The organism is Gordonibacter massiliensis (ex Traore et al. 2017), assembly GCF_019731765.1.
GTDB lineage: Bacteria > Actinomycetota > Coriobacteriia > Coriobacteriales > Eggerthellaceae > Gordonibacter > Gordonibacter massiliensis.
This window is the reverse complement of record NZ_JAASIO010000001.1, coordinates 591,912-614,230: the sequence shown is the minus strand read 5'-3', so window position 1 is coordinate 614,230 and position 22,319 is coordinate 591,912. Positions and strand designations below refer to the sequence as shown.

Below are 22,319 nucleotides of genomic sequence, written 5' to 3'. Positions count from 1 at the left end.
GCCCCGCCGCAACGGCGGCGAATCGGTTGTTTCGTTCTATCTTGCCTGCCCCTTGCACAAAGACTAGTCAGCGATTGACTAGAAGCTCCCCCCGTCCCTCCGCGATTTAGAACGCCGCTGACGATGCGCCGCCGCCGGGCGCGCCGTAGCCTGAAGAACGTCAAAACCGCAGTGCCGCCGGGCTTCACGCAGATAGACCGCCCGGGCCTGCAAGCAAGAAGGGGGAAGCGACACCATGAACGCACCACACGCCAACGCAACCGCGGCTACAGCCGCCGACGGCCTTTCGACTTGCCTGAAGAACCAGCCCGCCGAGGAGGCCATCGCGCACGTCGTCGATTGCATCTGCAACCACCCGCGCCATCGCGAGCTGCTGTACAAGGCGCTTGCCTTCTGCGACGAGGAGCGCGACGAGAGCGAAGTCGAATCCTATCTGCAGACCCAGCCCGAGCAGGCGCAGGCGTTGCAAACGCCCTATGCGCTCGTGCGCTCCCTCGTGGCCGCCGGCGGCCTCGCGCAAACGCGCTACGACGCCGCCGGCGCCGTGCTCGACAGCACGCGCCGGGCCGAGCTGGCCGCCCAAGGGCTCGACGACGACGCCGCAGCCGCGCTCGCGGTGCGTCGCACGGTGACGACGACCCCCGCCGGCCACGCAGCCGTGGCGTTGCTCGACCCCGAACGTCGCATCGCCGCCTGCGTGAACGCGGGGCCCGCACGCCGCGACGCCTTCGTGCGCCTGCTGGAGCACTGCCGCGAGCCGCGCTCGCTCGACAGCGTGAAGCAGCTGCTGGACGAACATCCCGCGCTCGAGCCGACCGCGCGCTCCGGCGGGCAGCGGCTGCACGCCGTCTACTTCATCGACCGCCTGAACGAGGTCGGGGGCCTCGTCTGGGACGGATCCTGGGTCACCACCGAAGCCGGAAAGCGCTTTCTGGCCTCGGTTTGACAGGGATGGGCCACAGCGCCCGTCCTCATAGCAACAATGCGAGACGAGAGAAACAAGAAGGAGGGAACATGTCGAGTACGAACCTCACCCGACGCAGCTTCGTGAAGGCCTCGGCCCTCGCCGCCGGCGCGGCGGCCTTGGGCAGCGGCGTCGCCACGGTGAGCAATCTGGCGGCAAGCGACAAGGCGTACGCGGCCGACGAGGTCAAACTCGTTCACACGTCGTGCCGCGCCTGCATCTCGAACTGCGGCATCATCGCGCACGTAAGCAACGGCCGCGTGGTGAAACTGGAAGGCGACCCTGCCGACCCCATGTCGGAGGGCCGCGTGTGCCCGAAGGGCCTGTCGGGCATTCAAGCGCTCTACCACCCCAACCGCAACAAGTACCCCATGAAGCGCGTGGGCGATCGCGGCGGCAACCAGTGGGAGCGCATCACCTGGGAAGAAGCCATCGACACCATTGCCGACGCGCTCATGGACATGAAGGAGAAGACGGGGCTCGAGGGCCTGCTCCTCTCCACCGGAGGCGGCGGCAACCCGCAGTTCTTCAGCCCTCCGCGCTTCCGCAACTTCTGGGGCGCGGGCAACGTGTTCGAACCGGGCTGCGCCCAGTGCTACCTGCCGCGCAACTACACCATGCCGCTCATCAACGGCGTGGGAGACACGTCCATCGCCGACTCGGGCTGCGCCGAGCTGTACAACCCGAACGTGTCCATCGACACCTACGTCATGTGGGGCACCGGGCCCGCGCAGCACGCGCCCTCATCGGCCGGCCGCGCTGTGGTGGAGCTGCGCGCCGCAGGCACGCAGACCGTGGTCATCGACCCGCGCTTCACGCCCGACGCTGCGCGCGCCGACGTGTGGCTGCCCATCCGCCCCGGCACCGATGTGGCCATGATGCTGGGCTGGATGCGCTACCTTATCGAGAACAAGCTCTACGACAAGGACTTCTGCGCAACGTGGACGAACCTGCCGTTCCTCGTGGATCCGAGCGACCCTGCCGGAGCGCTGCTGCGTGCAAGCAAGGTGTTCTCCGACGTGACCGCCGAGAACGAGGGCTATGTCTACTACGACGAGGCCTCCGGCAAAGTGGCGAAGGCGTTCGCGCTGGCCCCCGACAACGAGGCGTCCTACCGCCCCGCGCTGTTCGGCACGTTCGACGTGACGTTGGCCGACGGCAGCACCGTGAAGGCAAAGACGGCGTTCACGGCCTATCAAGAGCAGGTTGAAGAGTACACGCTCGAACACACCGCCGAGATCTGCTGGGTCGACGCCGACGATCTTGAGGCGGCCATCCGCCTGTACGCCGAATGCGAATCCGGCGGCATCAGCCTGGGCGTGGCGACCGATCAATACCCGCAATCCACGCAAGCCGCCATTGGCGCAGCGGCGCTGGACTCCATGATGGGCTATCTCTACAAACCGGGTAGCCCCGCGAACGGCTTCCCGCATGCGGCGGAGTCCACCGTGTTTCCCACCGGCTTCATGGGCGAGGCGCCTTACGAGTTCCAAACGCCCGAGAACATCACAAACCGCCTGGGCTACGTGGAGCACAAGGGGCTGGGCGGCTGGATGCACAGCCACATCCCCACCATCCTGAACGCCATCCTCACGGGCGAACCCTACCAGCCGCACATCTGGATCGAGCGCTCCGGCAACAAGATGGCCATGCTGGGCAACTCAGCTTCGTGGGTGGACGCGTTCCCCAAGCTCGACCTTATCGTGCACATGTACATGTACCCCACGTCGTTCTCCACCGAGGCGGCCGACATCTTGCTGCCCACGGCCGAATGGCTGGAAACGGCCTTCATCCAGGGCCGCCTGTACGCCGTGCTGCTGCGCCAGCCGGTGACGAACCTGTTCGAATGCATCGACGAGACGTTCATCTGGTCCATGCTTGCCAAGGCGCTGGCGGAGCGCGGCCACGTGGGCATGCAGAAGGCGTTCGACCCCGAGGCGTGCGGCTCCACGCCCACGTACTGGGAGACCATGGACGAGTATTACGAGTGGGTGGCCTCGAACGTGGGTATGACCTGGGACGAATTGAAGGCGAAGGCCCCGTACAACGACATGGAGCCCGAGGAGTACTGGAACGCCGCCTACGAGCAGACGTACAAGGGCCTCGCGCAAGGCCGCAACGGCGAACCTGGCGACGGCACGTACGCGGGCTTTTCCGGCTGCGCCGCCGGCGACATCAAGGACAACCCCAAGAAGTGCGGCCCCTACGGCGACACCATGACCTACATCGGCCGCCATGGCGCCGAGAAGTTCGACATGCCGGCCGCTTCCACCGAGTACCTGCCCATGCCCTACTATCGGGAGCCGGAGGACATCCAGGAGTACGGCGACGACTACCCGCTCGTGCTCACCGAGGGCCGCATTCCGTACTTCCACCACGGCACGCTGCGCAACAACCCCTACATCCGCGAGATCTACCCTGCGCCCGAGGTGTGGATCAGCCCCGAGTACGCCGTCGAGCACGGCATCGCCAACGGCGACTGGGTGAACGTGAAGTCGCCCCGCACCGACGGCTTGGACGTGTTCAGCAACCTGGACACCGGCGAGGAGCTCACGGCCGAGGGGCAACGCATCGTGGCCGACGGCGTCTACGGCGTAGCCCACATAACGGAGGGCATCGCGAAGGATTGCGCGTACATGGAGCGCTTCTGGAACCCCGAGTTCCTGGAAGAGGGGCAAGACCCCCGCATGAGTTGGACCACCTGCAACATGAACGTGCTGACGAAGAACACGGGCTACTACAACCCCGAGTTCGGCACGTACACCCTGCGCGGCATCAACGTGAAGATCGAGAAGGCCGCACGCCCCGACGGCGTGTGGTACGAGCCGACCGACTTCGCGCCTTGGCTGCCGCAACCGTCTGAGAACACCGGAGGAGGTGCCGCATAATGTCGCATTACGCTATCGTCGTCGACCTCGACCGCTGCATCGGCTGCCACGGCTGCGAGATCGCCTGCAAGAACGAGAACGAGGTGGAGCTGGGCTCGTTCTGGAACAAGGTGGTGCAGGTGGGCCCGTTCGGGGACTACCCGCACCTGCAACAGTACTTCCTGCCGGTCATGTGCCAGCAGTGCGCCGACTCCCCCTGCACGCACGTATGCCCCACGGGCGCGTCGTACCGCGACGAGAACAACGTGGTGCTGGTGGACAAAGAGAAGTGCATCGGCTGCAAGTATTGCATGATGGCCTGCCCCTACGGCGTTCGCTCGTGGAGCCCGTCCGAGAACGTGGTGGAGAAGTGCACGCTGTGCGGCCAACTGACCAGCGTGGGCGAGCAGCCCAAGTGCGTGGCGGCTTGCTGCGGGTCGGCACGTTTCTACGGCGACCTGGACGATCCGGCCTCCGACGCGTCGAAGGCGCTCGCGGCGGCCGGTGCGAACGCGGTGCACCGCCTGAAGGACGTGGGCAACGCTCCGCAGACCGCCTACATCCTGTCTTCTAAGTACGCTGCATGGAAGGAGGAGATTGACTAATGGACATCCAATGGTCACTGGTGCTCTTCACCGCCCTCACCGGGTTGGGCGGCTGGCTCTTCTTCTTCGTTGGGCTGAATGTGCTCGTGGGAAAGACCGACAAGGGCGCGTTCGCCGGAACCGTGGCGGCGCTCGCGCTGACCGTGGTGGGCGGTTGCGCCTCGGTCACGCACCTGTCGCATCCCGACCGCATGCTGGGCGCGCTGCAGCACCCCACATCGGGAATCTTCACCGAGGCCGCGCTCGTGGGCCTGCTGTGCATCGTGCTGGTGGCGTTTTTGGTCATGCTGAAGCGCTCCCTGACGGGCACGCCGCTCAAGGCGGTGGCCGTCATCGGCATGGCGCTGGGCGCGCTCATGTCGTTCATGGCGGGGCAGAGTTACCTCATGCCGGCCATCGCGGCTTGGAACACCGAGCTGCTGCCGCTCGGCTACTTGGGCACGGCAGCCGCCTCGGGTGCGGCGGCCTGGCTGCTGCTGATCGCCGTGCAGAAGGCCGATGAGGCGGCCGTGTCGTTCGCGGGCCTCATGACGCTGGCAGGCGGCTGCGCTGCGCTCGTCACTACGTTGGCCTACGGTGCGGCGTCCGGCGCGTTCGCCGGCGACGCCGCGCTACTGGTTGGCGCGGCCGCGCTGTGCGGCGGCGCGGTGCCTGCCGTCTGCGGCGCCTTCGTGTGGAAGAAGCCGGGCAGCGCGGTTGCCGGAGGCGCGGTGGCCCTCGTGGCCGCGCTCGCCGGTTCCGTGGCGTTCCGCTGCGCCATGTGGGTGATCGGCGCGGGGCTCTACGACTTCTTCGGGCTGATCTAGCAAACCCGCATCTCCCCGGTGATCGTTGCCGGGGAGATGGCTCGCTGCGGGGCGTTGCCTCCCTCCCCCTCCCCTGGCAACGCCTCGCAGCGAGCCCCCACCTTTCCTTCTCCCCCTTCCAACCTCCCTCGTTCCAAGGAGCTACGTCATGTCCCCATCGCTCTCCCGCAGATCCCTCGTCGCCGGCAGCGCGCTTGCCGCTGCGAGCTTTGCCGTGGGCGGAGCGGCCTCGGCGCTCGACGGCGGCGCAACTCCCCTGCGACCGCCCGGCGCGCAGGACGAGGATCGTTTCCGCGCCCTCTGCCTGAAGTGCGACCGCTGCCGATCCGTGTGCCCGCAGGGATGCATCCGCACTGGGCTTCTGGAGGACGGCCTGCTGAACTGGCGCACGCCCATCATGGATTTCCATCGGGGGCTCTGCGATTTCTGCGGCCGCTGCGAGGACGTGTGTCCCACCGAGGCCGTCGCGGGCGTCGATCCAATCGCGAGCCGCATCGGCACGGCCGTCATCGACGAGGAGCGCTGCATCGCCTGGATCCAGGGAAGCTGCCGCGTGTGCGTGGACGCGTGCCCTTACGATGCGTTGTCGGCCGACGCCTCCGGCCGTCCCGTAGTGGACGAGAAGCGTTGCAACGGATGCGGCGTGTGCGAGTACCGCTGCCCGTCGAACACGTATCGGTCGTTCGCCGGCGGCAGCAAACGCGGCATCAACGTGGAAAGGAGCGCCTGATGGACGGCTTCGAAGAGCGGCCCGAGGCAACGCAAAGCCCCGCTGGCGCCGCGGGCGATGCGGCGGAAACGGCAGCCGCTTTGCCCGAAAACCGAACCGATATCTCGCATGAAACACTTGGGGGCGACAACCGCGCGCAAACAGGCGGGAAAGCGCACCCCTTCTCCTTCAAGAGGGCGCGCGCCCTAGCCTTCGCCGCCGTGGTCGCGCTTGTGGCGGCCGGGCTCGCCTTCCGAACCGGCACGGACACGCCCTCGTCGTTCGGATGGGACGCGGTCGCCGCGCTCTGCCCGCTGGGAGCCCTCGAAACCATGTTGGGCGCGCGCGAGGTCATGTTGCATCCGTTGCTGCTGCTTGCCGGCATGGTGGTGGTTGTGGCGGTGGTAGGCAAGGCCTTCTGCGCCTGGATGTGCCCGGCCCCTTGGCTGCAGCGGCTCATTCGGCCTCGAAAGAAGGCGAAAACGAAGGTCGACAAGGGCGCCCCATACGAAACCTGCTCCTGCACTAACGCCGATACCCGCCGCTGCCCCACCTGCGCGCTCGACCCGGTGGGTGGCAAGCGCGACGGCGTCCGCCTCGACACGCGCCACGCCACGTTGCTGGGCGCACTGGGTGCCACGGCCGTATTCGGCTTCCCGGTGTTCTGCCTCGTATGCCCCATCGGCCTCACGTTCGCCACGTTCATAGGGCTCTGGCACCTGTTCCAGTTCAATGAGACGTCGTGGGGGCTCGTCATCTTCCCCGCCATCCTCGCGCTAGAGGTGGTGTTCCTGCGGAAGTGGTGCGCGAAGATATGCCCTGTGAGCGCCCTCGTATCGCTTATTGCCAGCGCGAACCGCACGCTGCGCCCCCGTGTGCGCAGCGAAGCGTGTCTGCGCACGTCAGGCAAGGATTGCCGCGTCTGCGTCGACGCATGCCCCGAGCAGGTGGACCCCCATAGCCCCCGCATCCCTGAATGCTCGAAGTGCGGAGCCTGCGTGGAAGCCTGCCCTGCCGGCGCCATCGACATCAAACTGCTGCCAAAAAGATAGCGACCCTACTTCCTATCCGACTACGCCAGGTACACCGTGTTCTTTCCCTTGCCTACGCGGGACAGCAAGCCGCGCTCCTGCAGTCGCGACAACAGACGGATGGCAGCCGATTGGGAGGTGCCGAGTTCGTTCTCCACGTCTTTGCGGGTGATCTCGCCGCGCTCTTTCGCAAGCTGCACAACGGCGTATTCGACGCGCGAGATCGCAGGCTCGGGCGACGAAGGCGACGTGTCGAAGAAAGGCCCGGCCGCGGAGAACCGATCGGCTTCAGGTGGATGGCGATCCTCTCGCATTGAGGGAAGTGTCACCTTGAGCGCATTGTCGCTTACCTCGAAGCTCGGCGTTTGCCCCGAGCCAGCGTAGCTGTCCATGATCTTCTGCACGCCCGTCCCGTACGCTTCGACCCATTTCAAACGATACAGCACGTTCGCCAAACGGGGGTTTCGCGAGACGGAAACCCCCGCTTTCATGTCGTTTTCGGTGATGCCGGGGCGAAGGCCCCCTATGTTGAGGAACTCGACGCGGTCGTCGAACACGCTCACCAAAGCCGGCCCGGGTATCGCGTACTCCCGATGGACGAACATGTTGAGCAACGCTTCGCGCACCGCCACTTCAGGATAGTCGCGCACATCGACACGCCGCAGGTCGCTCCCTATCTCCGAGCGCGTGGCGTTGTAGCGGTCCACGAAGCGCAGCACCTCTTCGAACTGTCGGAAAAGCGACCCTTCGAATTCGAATCGATCCAAGAACGTGGTTTTGACCGCTCCCTGGAACACGGCCGCCTTCACCGTAGCCGAACACTGATCGGAAAGCAGCAAGGCAAGGTTCGTGAACAGGCCGTCTTCGTCCGTCAAACCGAGCGTCCGCATGTGCTGGGCCTCGAGAGGCGCCCCGCCATCGCAAAACGTCTTCTCAGCCACCTCGAACGTGAGCTCCTGCACGAGCGAGCGCTCGTTCTCGTACGAGTCTCCGGCAGCTTCTTTGATCATGGCAAGGATGGCAGCTTCCGACGCCGGAGCGGAAAGCGCGCCGTGCCTCACGTACACGCCTTCCGGACGAATCCCCTTCTCGGCAAGGTAGTAGGGACGGGCCGTCCCGCGGCGAACCTCAACGCGCACAAGAGGTCTTCCCTCCCGTTCCTCCACCTCCGCATGCACGAACATGGTGACATCCGGCTTGATCGCGTTCCCCGCAGCCTGCATGACGCGAACAATGCACTGGTCGCAATCTTCGACGCCAACGACCCGGCCCTCGTCATCGACGCCCACGAGCAGCGTTCCGCCCTCGCTGTTGGCGAAGGCGACAATGGTCTTCTTGATGCCGTCGGACCATTCCCTTTTCAGTTCGAGCATCGGGCCTTCGTGCATGGGATGCCCCTTCCCCATCACTGCTGCTTGTCGATTCTCACCATTCTAACCGATTCTAACCATCGCGGTGGTGAGATTCGGTTAGATTCGACGAGAAAGCGCGCTTCTACCCCATCCCCAGCCACACTTGCACGATGGGCACGTAGCCGGCTACGAACACCGCCACGATGAGCACGGGCAGCGCGAAGCGCACGTATCCGCGCGCCCAGCGGGGGAAGCGGGCGCCTTCGCCCGTGTCCGCTTCGCGCAGAAACGCGTTCCACCCCCAGCCTCGCTTCACGGTGCAGAACAGCAGGAACACCAGCGCGCCCAACGGCAGCACGTTGTTCGACATAAGGAAGTCCTCGATGGCCTGGATGTTGCCGATGCCGGGAACCTCGAAACCGGCCCACAGGTTGAAGCCCAGCACGCACGGCAGCGACAGCAGCGCCAGCGCCACGCCGTTCACCAGGCACGCCTTGTGGCGCGACATGCCCCATTGGTCCATGCTGAAGCTCATGATGTTCTCGAACACCGCGATGATGGTGGACAGCGCGGCAAAGCTCATGAATAGGAAGAACAGCGTGCCCCACAGCTGGCCGAACGGCATCTGCCCGAACACCGACGGCAGCGTGATGAACACGAGCCCCGGGCCGCTGCCCGGCTCCACCCCGAACGCGAAGCACGCCGGGAAGATGATGAGACCCGCCATGAGGGCCACGAGCGTGTCCAGCCCCGCGATGCGCAGCGCCTCGCCCGTCAGGCGGTAGCGCTTGTCGATGTAGCTGCCGAAGATGGACATGGACCCCACGCCCACCGACACCGTGAAGAACGCCTGCCCCATGGCGGCGAACACCGCGTCCACGAACGTGCCCCATCCGCCTTCGAACAGCTTGCCGAAGTCGGGCATCAGGTAGAACGACAGGCCCCCTTCGGCACCCGGCAACGTGACCGCGCGCACTACCAGCACGGCCAGGACGGCGAACAGCGCCACCATCATCACCTTCGTGATGCGCTCCACGCCGTTGCGCAGGCCCGCCCGCGTCACCAGCACGCCGATGAGCACCACCGCCAGCATGAACGCCGCCATCAAAAGCGGGTCCGCCAGCAAGCCGTTGAACACGCCTTCGACGGCGCCGGCGTCCAGCCCCTCGAACGAGCCCATGCCGCTGAACACCATGAACGCCAGCATCCACCCGGCCACCGTGGTGTAGAACATCATCAGCAGGTAGTTGCCCGCAAGCGCCACCCATTTGAACCGATGCCATTTCGTCCCCGCCGGCTCCAACTCGTCGAAGCTGCGCGCAACGCCCTTTTGGCTTGCGCGCCCCACGGAGAACTCCATAACCAGGATGGGCAGCGCGAACACCACCAAGAACAGCAGGTACATGAGCACGAACGCCGCGCCGCCGTACTGCCCCGTTATGTAGGGGAAGCGCCACACGTTCCCCAGTCCGATGGCGCACCCTGCGCTGATCAGGATGAACCCGAATCGGGATCCGAATTTTTCTCGAGCCATGTCGCCTCGCTTTATGGAAAAGCGCCCCGCGTAGCCGCCAAGGGCGCGTGTGAGCAATGCGAGCAGTGTAACGGAAAACCCAAAAGCGGCCAACCGCGTACCGGAGCAGGGGAGGCGTGGCGCACCTACCTGCTATCAATATTCGAGGAAAAGACACGCCTCGGCCTTCCGAGGCGTGTCTTTTCCTCGAATATGAAGATCGGGTGCGGCCGACCGCCGTAGCAGACGGCCGCACCTCGGCACCTTACGCGTTCTTCAGGAACGCCTCGTAGCCCTTGAAGGCCTCGTAGATGTCGGCTTTGCTCGTGACCTCCCAGGGGGCGTGCATCGATAGCACGGGCACGCCGGAGTCGATGACGTCCATGCCGTACTTCGCCGGAATGTAGGCGATGGTCCCGCCGCCGCCCACATCGACTTTGCCCAGCTCGGCGGTTTGGAACGACACGCCGGCGTCGTCCATGACGCGGCGGATGCGCGCCACGTACTCGGCGGACGCGTCGTTGGAGCCGCTCTTGCCGCGCGAGCCCGTGTACTTGTTGAACACCAGGCCACGTCCCAGATAGGCGGAGTTCTTCGGCTCGAAGGCGGCCGCGTAGGCTGGGTCGAAACCGGCGGACACGTCAGACGACAGCATGCTCGACGCCGCCAGCGCGCGGCGCAACGGCAGCGGGCCTCCCTCGCCGGCCAGCTCCATGATCTCGGCGACGGTGTTCTCGAAGAACTGCGAGGCCATGCCCGTGGCGCCCACGCTGCCGATCTCCTCCTTGTCCACCAGCACGGTGAGCGACGTGGCGGCGGGCACCTCGTCGGCCAGCGCCAGCTGGGCCGCGAGCGACGTGTAGGCGCACACGCGGTCGTCCTGCCCGTAGCCGATGACCATGCTGCGGTCGATCCCCAGGTCGCGGGCGCGGCCGGCCGGCACGGCCTCGATCTCGGCCGAGAGGAAGTCCTCTTCCTCGATGCCGTACTTGTCCGCCAGCAGCTCGAGGGCGAACGCTTTCACCGGCTCCTTCTCGGAATCCTCGGACGCGGAAAGATCCTTCGACTCCGCGGCTTCGCCGCTCCGCTCAGGATGACAAGCGGGAAGGGCGGCTTCGTCGCCTTGCTCAGGGTGGCAAGGGGCCGCGAAGGGCCGATTCCCTATGAGGATGTCCAGGTCCTCGCCCTCAATGACTTCGTTACCCTTCTTCTGCATCTGCTTGTTGGCCAGGTGAACCAGCAGGTCGGTCACACAGAACACGGGGTCGCCCGCGTCCTCGCCGATGTTGACCTCCACCACGGAGCCGTCCTTCTTGGCCACCACGCCGTGCAGCGCCAACGGCAGCGTGACCCACTGGTAGTTCTTGATGCCGCCGTAATAATGCGTGTCCAAGTGCGCCAAGCCGTTGCTCTCCGAGAACGGGTTCTGCTTGAGGTCCAGGCGCGGCGAGTCGATGTGCGCGCCCAGGATGTTGAAGCCCTCCACGAGCGGTGCCGAACCCAGGTGCGCCAGGATGAGCGCCTTGCCGTGCGCGAGCGCCCACACCTTGTCGCCGGCGCGCAGCGCGCGCCCCTCGCGCACCGCCTCGTCAAGCGAGCGGTAGCCGCGCTCCTCGGCCAGCGCGATAGCCGTCGCGGCGCATTCGCGCTCCGTCTTGTTGTCGGAGATGAATTCGATGTACTCGGCCGCCAACTGCTCGAGCGCCTCGAGATCGGCCTCGTCGTACTTCTTCCATGCGGTTTCGTGTTCCATGCCGCTTCCTTTCGCATCGGGTATGCGGGTTTTCTTTGGTCGAGCCTATTATCCACCAAACGTGCCGCCAGCACGCCGTTCGCTATCGTTTCTATGCAAAGCAGAGCTCCAATTTGCACACTATTCATAAGAATGTCGCATCCGCACGGACGCCAGAAAAGGTCAAAGCAATTCCCGTTGCGAAAACCCCTGATCATAGGCGTGGGAGTTTGCGAAGATCGGTCAACGCCGGCCCATCCCCGCCCCGCCGCCGTCAAATGAAGTCGGATATGCAACAATCTGGCGAAAAACGTGCGTTTCCCGAACGCGGCCGCTGGTAAATCGGCATCGACATGTACCCGGCCGGGTTGCCATCCTGAGCATGCAACAGTCCGGTGGACTGTTGCACTCCCGAGCACGCGGAGCGGGCGCAGGGAGGCGTCGCGAAGCGATGAGCGGCGAAAGCCGCCGTAGTCGAAGGATCCCGCACGGCGACAGCCGAGGCGCTTTCAGCTGGCACCGCGCGGGATCCTTCGACTCGCTCCGCTCGCTCAGGATGACAACCGGGTGCGTGTCGATGCTGGTTAACAGCAGACGAACGCAAGCATTTTGCGCATCGCGCACGATGCGCCTGCGACGGCCCGGATCGCAGATGAGCGACGGGGAGGCGATGGGCGAATCGAAGGGCATCGCAGTTCAAGCCATCGGGCCGCAAGACGCCCCCCATCCTTCAAGGGCCGATCGTCAAGCAATCGGCCCTGCGTGCGTCATCCTCGCCGTGACCATGATTCTCATCGGCCCCGATCATGCGCGGCGCTTCTCAGCGGCGAACCTTCCTTCTGCTTACCAAGGCCCGCATCGCCGCACCGAGCACAACCAACGATACGAGCAGCAGACAAGCCCATGCTTGAGCATTGACGGTATCGCCGGATTTCGGCATCGGGGAAGGGCCGCTGCCTTGATCGTTGCGATCTTTGGTGCTCAGAACGTACGTCGAGGCGTGATCGATGGAGAAAGGCACGGTACGGTCGTTATCGAGAACGGCGTCTTGGTTGCACGATTCGAGCGTGTTGCTGCTTTCGTCGTAGTGGTACAGGAAGAATTTCTGCCGGGGTGCGAACGAGTCGAAGCGCACCAGATTCGCATGCACCTCGATCGTGCCGGGAAGGGGCCCTTCGTGGGCGAATCGAACGCATGCGGCCGAACCGTCGGCGGCAAGATGGGATATCCCCGCCTCGGTTGGGGTGAGCAGCGAGAAGCCGAGGCGCACGTCGCGTGTCGTATCGGTTATGTCCGCTCCCTTGAAAATCCACCGGAGCATCGACTGCGAGCCGTTTGCCCGCGCGTCGCCGTCATCGAGCTTCATGTTCAGGATGATGTTCTTGCCGCTTTCCTTCAGATAGGCGAGCACGCTTTTGTCGAGGACGTCGGTCCTCTTGACGTCGAAGCTCACGTATTCCTGCTTCGAGCCCGCAAGCAAGTCGATGACCTTTTGCGCGTCCAGGAAGCCGTTTTGGTCGAAGCAGGCTTCGGTTTCCGTGCGGGTGACGTCGAAATAGTACGTATGCTTCTTTTCGAGCATGAACCCGATGTCGAAGGTCACCGGCTTGGTGCCGTCGCGGCCGTTCGCGTTCGAAACGGTGATGTATTCGGGATACCAGTCGTCGCCGTCGAGGTCGACGGTCATCTCGTCGATCTGGCCGACGTTCTTTTCGTACGACACGCGGAAGCGGTCGACCACGCCGTTCTCGAAGGCGGAGCTGTCGCCGCCGCGGGCGTAGGACCACACGTTGCCGGCGCCAACGTTCATCGGCTGGATGAATATGTCCTTGTCCCCGCACAGGTCGAACAGGATGTTGGTGTGCTCGGCATCCCCGTTGTGCTTGTCCGCCGTCTTCACCTCGTATTCGTAGAGAGGGGCCTCGTCGTCTTTACCGTCCCGGTAGACGCGGGCGTAGGCGTCTCCGCTCACCCACGTTCTCACGTCCTCGGTAGGGCCTTGATCCCAGACAACCCCGTACGACGACCCGTTCTTCGACCCGCTAGATTCCCAATAAGACGTAAGTTTTCCGAGAAACCAGTTGCAGCTTTTCGAATCGCCGTCGAATTTGAACGAGAACCCTTGCATCGCCGAAAGCGGCATGCGGTCGCCCGGCAACACGACTATGGCGCTCGTGTTCTGGCCGAAATAGAGGAAGTTGCTGATATCGTAGGAGACGCTCGGAACAGTGCCGTCGCCCAGCAAGGTGGCCCTCAGCGTGCCGTTCAGCTTCTCGGTGTTCCTGAAACCCACCATATCGGATCGGGGCGAGTCGATATGGAGGACGTACACGGAGTCGTGCTGATCGAGGCGGATGACGTCCCATCCGTCGTCGTAGAAGGTGCCGTTGACGAAGGACGGTTTGGTTTTCAGGTCTTCCTTGGTGGTGTAGAGGTTCCTGAACTCGAACGACGTCGGCATCCAGCTGTCGGGGTGGTTGCAGGTTATCTCGACGCGGCATATTTCCGGAAACCCAGCCGTGAACATGGTGTTCCAATAGGAGTAGCCAAACTCGTCTATATCCTCGGTCAACAGTCCCACTTGCCAGGGATCATCCGTTTTCCCGCGCATGGTGGTGTACGAGGGGTGATCGTCTTGGTCGAAGATCACGATCGAAAGCTCGAGGTCGTCGCGGAAGGCCAGGCCGGCTTTCTTATAGGATGCGTTCCCAATGACGATATGGTACTCGCTCGCACCGATCGATTCGCAGTTCTCCTTGATGCGGGAAGCATCGGGCACCCCTCGCGCGAAATCGAGGACGCAGTCGGTGAACGTCACGTTGCCGATCGCGTCCCGCGGGGAATTCTCGCCTGCGGAGTTGAAGTTTCCCTTGAACTTGCCCCCGCTGATCGACAGTTCCGCATCGGACTTCGAGCCCAACGGATACGCGATGCCCGCGAACACCGGGCACCCCCATCCGACCGCCCACAGCATGTGTCCCTGCAGATCGACCGAAAGCGTGGGGTGCATGACGAGCTGCCCGTGATCGGTGATGCTCGACGCCATCGCGACGCCGAAGTGCCTTCCGGTGACCGTCAGGTCGTCTGCGAGGACCAGGCTCGCGTTGTTCCCCAAGGCCTGGATGGCGGCTCCGGCGCCGCCGTCGTAGTCCTGGTTGATGTCGAGCCCCTGCACGGTCAGGCGCGCGCCATCCAACAGTTCGAACTGGAGGTTGCGGTACATTTCGTCCGGATTTCCCACGACGCTCACGTTTCCGCTCACGTAGAGCACCGATTTCTTGAAGTCGTACACGCCTCCGAGCAGCCCGGTGAAGTCGAGCGTGTCGCCGTCCGTCAGGCTGACGATTCCGAGGTTGGGATCCTTGGGGACGAACGTGCCTGCGCTGCCGTGATCGTCGACGGGCGTCACGCGATCGCCGTCCATGCCCGCTCGGACGTCCACGAACAGGGGGAGCAGCGCCACCTCGTTCGCATAGCCGCTGCAGGCCGGCGTGCCGGGGAAGGTGCCCGGCGCGACGGTGCCGTTATTGCAGAGGTCGGTGACGATGGGAACGGAGGCGGCGTCGCCGCTCGCGGCGTAGTGGGCGTCGAGAAGCCGATAGTCGTACTGCGATTTCTCGTTGAGGGACACGTCGTTGATAGGAAACGCGATGGCGTCGCCCGGAACGGGCACGTCGAGGTTGTGGTAGAACTGCACCGGATCATGCTGCGTGCCGGGCCACAGCCCGTACAGGGACGCCTCGCTCGTGGGGAGCATGAACCTGCCGTCCTTGCTCATCAAGGTCGAGTTGTAGAAGGGGGTGTTCGTCGTGTTGGCGATGCTGGACGCGGGATCGGAGGGGCTGTCGGTGTCGCGTATGAAATTGCCGATGTTGGAGAACTGCCATCCGTACATCGCCTTCATCGGCATGAGCACTTCCTGGTGATTCGCATACGTTCTCAGGCGCATGACGCTGATGCTCGTCGCTATGGTCGGCCGGGTGGCGCTGCCCTCGTAGAAGTAGCCGTGAAGCTCCAGGTCCTCGGTCAGAAGATCCTTGGGCCCGTCCTTGCCGCTCTGCGTAAGCGCCGGCACGGGGTTTCCATCGGGGTCGAGGATGGCGTTGCCTTGGTCGTCGTACATGATGCCGAAATCGTACAGGGGCAGCAGGTCCAGAATGCCGCACTTCTCCGACGCTTCGTTTAGGTAATAGTTCGCCAGGTTCTGGAGGGAGACCGCCTCGTCGGCCTTGGGGGCGAGCGGGCCTTCCGTATCCGACCAATCCTTCGCATCGTATTCGGCTTTGAACGGGTAGTCGGCTGGCGACGAGCCGCTATTGTCCTGCAGCCACTCCGGGTAGTAGTCGTCGACGAAATTCGCGTAGAGGGAATCGAGGAACGCCAGTTCGTACATATAGCGCGAAACGTACATGAAGATGTAGTCGGCGTCCTGGATCAGCGCGTGCTCGTACACCGCGTCGACCGAGCTCAACTCCATCTGCGCCTCCACCAGCGTCGGCGTGCTGAGCTCCGAGACGGTGTAGAGCCCTTTCGAGAGCGCCAGCATATCGCCTTCGAAGGAGATGGCCGGGTTGATCTGCCCCGATCCGTAAACGCGGATGAGATGGTTGAGGAACTCGTCGGTGAGCACCTTGAGCGCGGCCGCGTCCGCCTCGGTCAGGTTGCTTTCCTCGTCGCCGTTGTAGTTGATCGAGCCGTCGGGGTTTATGGTGTACCCGTACCGCGCTTGGCGGTCGGGGTCTTCGTAGAACGCTCTGATGGATTGCAGGCTACCCCTATCGCCCGAGATGAGGGGCTCGATCCGGTCGGTCACCGTCTGAATGTCCTTGAGCGCCACGTCGAAACGGTCTTGCGCCTCGTCCTGCTCGATCATATGCTTGAGGTCGTCGAGCTTGTTGTTGATCTCGTCCAGCTCGTAGTCCATCTGGTGCAGGATCGTCTCGACGGACTCGAGCTCGTTGAGTATGGTCAGGCTCCAGTACTTCGTCGGCATGAAGAGCTTCTCCAAGATCCCCGGGTTCGGGTTGTCGTTCATCTCCCTCACCTTGCCTTCGGCGAAAGCGAGGCCTTTTCCCGAGAGCATAATCGCCGTTTTCAGCAGGTCGAGCGCGCCACCTGCTGCTTTGTCGGCGTCGGGGCGCAACAAAACCGAAGAGGGCGAGGCGATCGGGGACGCGGACGGAGCCGCATCCGCAGCGGGAAGCGTTTCGTCGGCGACGGACGATGGCTCGACGATGTCGGGCTCCGCGCGCTCGACATCGGGCGAAGAACCGATCTCCTCCTGTTCGGGTTGGCGAGAGGGCCCGACCTCTTCTTCGGCGGCAAAGGCGGCCGCGGGCAGGGATCCGAACACCAAGCACAGCGTCACCGTGAGGGATAGCAGTCGATTTCTCGTAGTCGTCTTCATGGGATGCCTCGAAACCTTCGCGATTATTGGCTATCGGTAAGCTATGAAATAAGTCTAATAGGGCGAGTCTCGAACTGGAATAGCAGCCGTTTTGAGAAAAAAGTTGCTGCTTTTCGGCCTTCCTCGCTATACTGACCCTCGCATCGAAACGGAGGGTCGACCATGTCTGAGCCGAAGACGAACTTCGCCATGCTGTTGCGCTTGCTGGGAGCACGCCCGCGGGACGTGTGCGAAGCGGTGGGCGCCGACAAAAGCCTCGTAAGCCGATGGACGAACGGCAAACAGAAGTTCATGCCTGGCCACGACTGGGTGGGCAAAGTGGCCGACTACCTGTTAACGCTGGACGAGCGGCTGAAGGAGCCGGTTCTCTTAGACGTGCTTTCGGCCTACTATCCCGACGATGCGCTGGAAACGCCGGCGTTGCGGAGGGAGGCCCTGATCGGATGGCTGGCGACGGTGGGGCATCTTCCGGCCCGGCACCTAACGGGCAAAAACGGGCTTGCCGACCTCGTCATGGCGAAGGCGGCGCAGCTCACGGCGACGAAGGAGACCTTCCGGTCGGCATCGTCGCCTGCGCCCGCGCCCGAAAAACCGCACCAGCCGCTGCCGATGAAAAACGCCATGGTGTACGGAAAGGAAGGCGTGCAGGGCAGCGCTCTCCAATTCATCGAACTGATCATGCAGCAAACCGAGCCGCAGGACATCCTGTTCGCATGCCCCGAGGGGCTCGATATGTACACGCGCGACGAGAAGTTCGGCGCGGTGCTGATGGATCGCATGATGGAGATGTTCGCGGCGGGTCACACCCTTTCGGTCGTGCTGCGTACCGACTACAAGATGACCGACGTCTCGGCGTTCTCCGGTCGGTGGCTCGTGGCTCATCTGCTGGGTTACGTGAGAAGCTACTACTTCGACGAGTTCCACAAGTCCTACGACGACAAGATGATGGCGGTGGTCGAGGGGCGCATGGCGATGAAGGCGACGGACAGCAAACAAGGCGATGACAGCGGCATCTACACTGCCATTTATTTCGACGAACCGACGGTGGCCGAGGTGTGGGAGGAGTGCTCCGACTACCGAAAGCGCTCCAAACAGCGGTTTCACTACCACCTGTTCGAGCAGCCGGACGCGTACCTGCGCGGCGTCGCGCCGTTGCCCGACCGGGCGCACTATCGATTCGTCCGGCTCCCCCATTTCGGGCTTGCGGGAATGGATCGCACGCAGGAGGACTTCGGTCTGTCATCAGAGGAAAGAAAACGGCTGCTGGAAGACTTCGGCCCGTTGTTCGTGCCGGTCGCGTTCTTCGAGCCGCAAACTCCCGTGCGGCACCTGTATTGCGAGAACGACATCGAAGACGCGCTCTTGAAGAACCGCCATGTGTGCCCCGAGCTTTCTGCCATATGCGGGCGCAGGGCGATCATGGCGACCCAGACGCTCGTTGACCAGCTGGTTCTGTTGAAAAAGACGCTGGAGGAGCACAAAAACTTCGAGGTGTGCTTCTTGCCCGATAGCCAGTTCAAACGACTTACCATGCAGATCGCCTGCTGGGGCGACGTGGTGGCCATCGGCTGGATAGCCAAAGGCAAAAGCACCGCCTGCAAGGACTACACGAACACCAACGCGCTCACCGGTTTCTGCGAATCTATCTGGGACCGGATACCCGGCATGCTGAAAAGCCGCTCCATAGCGATACGGAAGATCAACACGTGGCTTAAGAAGGCCAAGAAGTACGGGTACGCGGTGAACGGCTAAGGGCGGGCCGTCGCCTGTTCGGTCGAGCCTTCGAGCCCCTCTCCACCAGCGAACTGTGAATGTTCAAAGGAGGCGCAAGCTAAATCGATTACCCTCTTGCATCAGGTCAGACAAAGTCGTAAGATGATCTTATTGAGATTTGTTCTCAATAAGAAGAGACGAGATTCCCAAAAGAAGGAGCCCTGCACATGAAAGTCCGTTCCGCAGTTCCCACCGTCGAAAACTCAACCAACTTTGACATCGTGTCCGACAGCTCCACGACCGTTGGCACCACCCTCGAGAACCTGAAGGCCGCCATCGGCGGCGAGACCGGCGCTTCCGCCAAGTACGCCGCGTTCGCCAAGGCCGCCAAGGAGCAGGGCTACGACCAGATCGCCCGCCTGTTCGAGGCCACCTCGGCTGCCGAGCAGATCCACATCGGCCTCGAGTACGCCCTGGTCGCCGAGGCGGAGCCCGACTACGAGAAGCCCGCTGCCCCGGATTGCTCCGGCGAGGCCACGGACCTGAACCTCATCTCCGGCGCCTGCGGCGAGATCTACGAGACGTCCGACATGTACCCCTCCTTCATCAAGAAGGCCCAGGAAGAAGGCAACACGAAGGCCGTGCAGGTGTTCACCCGCGCCAAGCTGGCCGAGTCCGTGCACGCCGAGCGCTACCTGGCCGCATACAACGACCTGGACGCCGCTGACGACGACAAGTTCTACCTGTGCCCCATCTGCGGCTACATCCACAAGGGCGAGGATTTCGAGAAGTGCCCCATCTGCTTCTGCCCGAAGGCCACGTTCACCGCATTCTAAGATCTGCCGAACACCCGCGCTCGATTCCCACCGAACGCGACTTTTCCCCGAAAGCAACCGCCCCGATCGGCGGTTGCTTTCGTTTTTGGCCCCCGACGTTTAGCTTCTGGCAGCATTTAGCTGGATGTTTCACGTGAAACATCCGTTCGTCATTCGAACATGGACAGCTTGCGTTACCATGAGTAGGTTGAAAAACGAGCGGAAGGCGGCGGGACGATGAGCAAAGAGGCGGAAACGTCAAGGGAAGCGGCAGCCGAAGCGCGAGGGGATGCCAAAGACGGCACGGGCGTGGCTCCGATGACGACTGAAAGCGAAGCGCCGACGGCGGGCGCTGACACGATGAGCCATGCGCAGGCAAGCGCCTCCCCCACCGTTGCCGGCATCTTGGCGCACAATCGGGCGTTCGTGGCGGGCGGTGAGTACGAGCGCTACGAAACCGACAAGTACCCCGACAAGAAGCTGGCCGTGGTGTCGTGCATGGACACGCGCCTCACCGAGCTTCTGGCGGCGGCGCTCGGGTTGAAGAACGGCGACGCCAAGATCATCAAGGTCGCCGGCGCGGAAGTGGCCCACCCCTTCGGCAGCGTTATGCGCTCGCTGCTCATCGCGGTGTGCGAGCTGGGCGTGGAGGACATCATGGTCGTGGCGCACACGAACTGCGGCGCGCAGCACATGAGCGGCGCGGACATGATAGAGAACATGCGGCGTTTGGGCGTGTCGGACGCGCGCATCGAGTTCGCGCGCCACTGCGGCATCGACTTCGACCGTTGGCTCGCCGGCTTCGGCGACACCGAGGAGTCCGTGCGCAAGAGCGTCGACCTCATACGCAACCACCCCGTCATGCCGCCGCGCGTGCGCGTGGCCGGTTTCGTCATGGACTCGACCACCGGCGAGCTCGTGCCGGTGGACGCATAACAGGCCGAAAGACTTCGCAGAACATCTAGCCGCCCGGAGGGAAATCGTCTGCTAAAGAAGCGTCGCGAGACTGCTTCAAATGTCGCCAAGGCACGTGCTCTGCAACCGTCCCGTAGGGCAAGGGCTCTGCCCTTGCCCTACGACCCGCGGAAACTCCCTTTTACGAGCGGCAAGGGCAGAGCCCTTGCCCTACGAAAAAACTCGGCGGCGCTTTTGATACAGCCCCTTCTCGAAGGTCGCCGAAGTCATGCGTTGCGATGATTTTTGACGCAAACCCATGATTCGGGCCATTCGCGCCGCCTTTGCACCGGACGGGCAGCAGCCCGCCCCTACGGCTCGACCAGCACGCCGAAGCCAATCGCAAATTCCCATGTGGCTCGACCAACGCGGCCGAAGCCGATCGGTAGCCCGTCCCGGCGATTCAACCAGTAACGGCCGAAACCAATCGGCAGGTCATCCCCTACGGCTCGATCAGTGCGAGCGAGGCTAACCGGCAGACCCAGCGCTCCCCTACGGCTCAACCAGTGCGGCACGCAGCACCAGATCCTGCGTGCATTCCGCCGGGGTGAACGGCACGTGGACGTCAGGGGCGATGCCCCGGCCGAGCGTGCCGCGGCCCTTGTGCGCCGCTTCCGTCTTGGCCATGGGGTATACGAGCGAGAACCGCTCGTCGAGCGCCACGGACAGCAGGTTCGCGTAGTCCAAGCTCCCCCGCGTCGCACGGCCCACGGTGCGCACCTTGCCGCAACCCGCAGAAGCCGCGCGCCGGGCAAAGCAAACCAAACGCTCTCCCGGACCGCTCGTGCGCACGTCCGTGAGCAGCAGCGTTTTCTGCCCCTCGGGCGCCGGAGGAAACAGCATGTCCTCCTCGAACTCGGCCTCCATCACGAACCCTTTGCCCGCACAGGCAGCCACGTGCTCGATTTCCGCCTGCACCCAGCCTTTGCCCGCCTCGTCGCTCATGTCCATGAGGCGCGCGAGCTGCATCGCGCGCATCCGCGCGTTGAGCTGGGTGTAGCGCGCGTACACGATCTCCTGCCCCATAAGGTCCTTCAAGTTGGTTTCGCGGTCGAAGAAGAGCGCCATCAGGCCGAATGCGTTGCCGATCATGCCCTCCTCCACGTCGCGCACGTCGATTATCACGCGGTCGGCCCGCTGGATATCCTCGAAATGCCGCTGCATGGCCTGCAGCACCGAAGCGTCCGCGAAATGGTGCGCCGCGATGACGACCGCCCGCTCGTCGCCGTTCGGGCCGGCTCCTTCAAGCACCTCAATCTTCGGAGGCCGCAGGCCTTCGGCGAAACCCGGTTTCGGTAAGCGCTCCACCGGCACCGTTTCCTCATCGCCGTTCGCATGGCGCACCAGCAGTTGCGAGCACGAGGCCAGCACGTCGTCCCACAGCTGGCGCTCGGGATCGTCCCCGTTGACGGGATTGCCGATCAGCTGCGCCAGGTAATCGTCGGGCGCAAGCCCGTCGAGCCGCACGACGGCATCCCCCGGCGCGAGGCGGGCGTCTTCGCGCGCTTCGACCACGTACAGCTCATCGCCGTAACGACGCACCGAGAAACCGCAGGTTGTTGGCTTGCACGCCACCTTGCTTGACGCTTCGAACGACAGGCTCGGATCCTGGAACGCCGCCAAATATTGGCTCATGCATCGAACGAACGACTCGTCGTCCAGGGTGCCGGCGGCCTCGGCAGCCGCCACTGCCTCGATCCATCGCTGCGCGTTGTCGCGCTGCGCGCATTCGGGTTGGCCCGCGTAGTCTTCCCTGATGACCTGCGCCACCGTGCGCAGAATCGTCTCGTAGCTTTCCGACATTCTCGAACCTTTCAGGTAATGTGCATCGCTTCTGTCTCGATCCGCCGC

Annotated in this window: 14 protein-coding genes; 9 read left to right on the top strand and 5 right to left on the bottom strand. The window is 63.8% G+C overall.

The window, feature by feature from the left end; genetic code table 11:
* The first annotated feature begins 235 nt into the window (after positions 1 to 235).
* The 6 genes from HCH03_RS02530 (at position 236) to HCH03_RS02505 (ending at position 7,003) form a co-directional block, all read left to right on the top strand.
* A complete protein-coding gene (locus HCH03_RS02530) occupies positions 236 to 946 on the top strand; it encodes a hypothetical protein (protein ID WP_221688222.1) in 711 nt (236 codons plus the stop codon).
* A gap of 68 nt (positions 947 to 1,014) precedes the next feature.
* Positions 1,015 to 3,852, top strand: coding sequence for a molybdopterin-containing oxidoreductase family protein (locus HCH03_RS02525; RefSeq protein ID WP_221688221.1), 2,838 nt, complete (start codon positions 1,015 to 1,017; stop codon positions 3,850 to 3,852).
* A complete protein-coding gene (locus HCH03_RS02520; RefSeq protein ID WP_080144362.1) occupies positions 3,852 to 4,436 on the top strand; it encodes a 4Fe-4S dicluster domain-containing protein in 585 nt (194 codons plus the stop codon). The genes HCH03_RS02525 and HCH03_RS02520 overlap by 1 nt, the downstream gene beginning before the upstream one ends.
* Positions 4,436 to 5,242, top strand: coding sequence for a DmsC/YnfH family molybdoenzyme membrane anchor subunit (locus HCH03_RS02515; RefSeq protein WP_221688220.1), 807 nt, complete (start codon positions 4,436 to 4,438; stop codon positions 5,240 to 5,242). Before HCH03_RS02520 ends, HCH03_RS02515 begins: the two co-directional genes overlap by 1 nt.
* 148 nt (positions 5,243 to 5,390) lie before the next feature.
* Positions 5,391 to 5,972, top strand: a complete 582-nt coding sequence (locus HCH03_RS02510) for a 4Fe-4S dicluster domain-containing protein (RefSeq protein ID WP_221688219.1) — start codon at positions 5,391 to 5,393, stop codon at positions 5,970 to 5,972.
* Positions 5,972 to 7,003, top strand: a complete 1,032-nt coding sequence (locus HCH03_RS02505) for a 4Fe-4S binding protein (protein ID WP_221688218.1) — start codon at positions 5,972 to 5,974, stop codon at positions 7,001 to 7,003. Before HCH03_RS02510 ends, HCH03_RS02505 begins: the two co-directional genes overlap by 1 nt.
* A 20-nt stretch (positions 7,004 to 7,023) precedes the next feature.
* Here the strand turns inward: HCH03_RS02505 and HCH03_RS02500 are convergent, their stop codons facing one another.
* The 4 genes from HCH03_RS02500 to HCH03_RS02485 all read right to left on the bottom strand — a co-directional run bounded on the left by HCH03_RS02500 (position 7,024) and on the right by HCH03_RS02485 (position 16,986).
* The gene (locus tag HCH03_RS02500) at positions 7,024 to 8,370 is read right to left on the bottom strand and encodes an RNA-binding domain-containing protein (RefSeq protein WP_221688217.1); all 1,347 of its coding nucleotides are present in this window, start codon (positions 8,368 to 8,370) and stop codon (positions 7,024 to 7,026) included.
* Positions 8,371 to 8,476: 106 nt separating this feature from the next.
* Complete coding sequence (locus HCH03_RS02495; protein ID WP_221688216.1) at positions 8,477 to 9,868, bottom strand: sodium-dependent transporter; 1,392 nt, start codon at positions 9,866 to 9,868, stop codon at positions 8,477 to 8,479.
* Positions 9,869 to 10,112: 244 nt separating this feature from the next.
* Positions 10,113 to 11,600: an aminopeptidase gene (locus HCH03_RS02490; RefSeq protein WP_221688215.1), complete on the bottom strand. Its 1,488-nt coding sequence runs from the start codon at positions 11,598 to 11,600 to the stop codon at positions 10,113 to 10,115.
* A gap of 799 nt (positions 11,601 to 12,399) precedes the next feature.
* Positions 12,400 to 16,986 (bottom strand): hypothetical protein, encoded by a 4,587-nt coding sequence (locus HCH03_RS02485; RefSeq protein WP_221688214.1) that lies wholly within the window; start codon positions 16,984 to 16,986, stop codon positions 12,400 to 12,402.
* A 162-nt stretch (positions 16,987 to 17,148) separates the two neighbouring features.
* Here HCH03_RS02485 and HCH03_RS02480 point away from each other — a divergent pair, with 162 nt between their 5' ends.
* From HCH03_RS02480 to HCH03_RS02470, 3 genes are all read left to right on the top strand, one after another.
* Positions 17,149 to 18,738, top strand: coding sequence for a hypothetical protein (locus HCH03_RS02480; RefSeq protein WP_221688213.1), 1,590 nt, complete (start codon positions 17,149 to 17,151; stop codon positions 18,736 to 18,738).
* Positions 18,739 to 18,926: 188 nt separating this feature from the next.
* Positions 18,927 to 19,535, top strand: a complete 609-nt coding sequence (gene ngr / locus HCH03_RS02475; RefSeq protein ID WP_080144353.1) for a nigerythrin — start codon at positions 18,927 to 18,929, stop codon at positions 19,533 to 19,535.
* 216 nt (positions 19,536 to 19,751) lie between these two features.
* Entirely contained in the window at positions 19,752 to 20,450 is a 699-nt protein-coding gene (locus HCH03_RS02470; RefSeq protein ID WP_246599466.1) for a beta-class carbonic anhydrase, read from the top strand.
* Positions 20,451 to 20,960: 510 nt separating this feature from the next.
* Here the strand turns inward: HCH03_RS02470 and HCH03_RS02465 are convergent.
* A complete protein-coding gene (locus HCH03_RS02465; protein WP_221688212.1) occupies positions 20,961 to 22,271 on the bottom strand; it encodes a hypothetical protein in 1,311 nt (436 codons plus the stop codon).
* Positions 22,272 to 22,319: the final 48 nt, after the last annotated feature.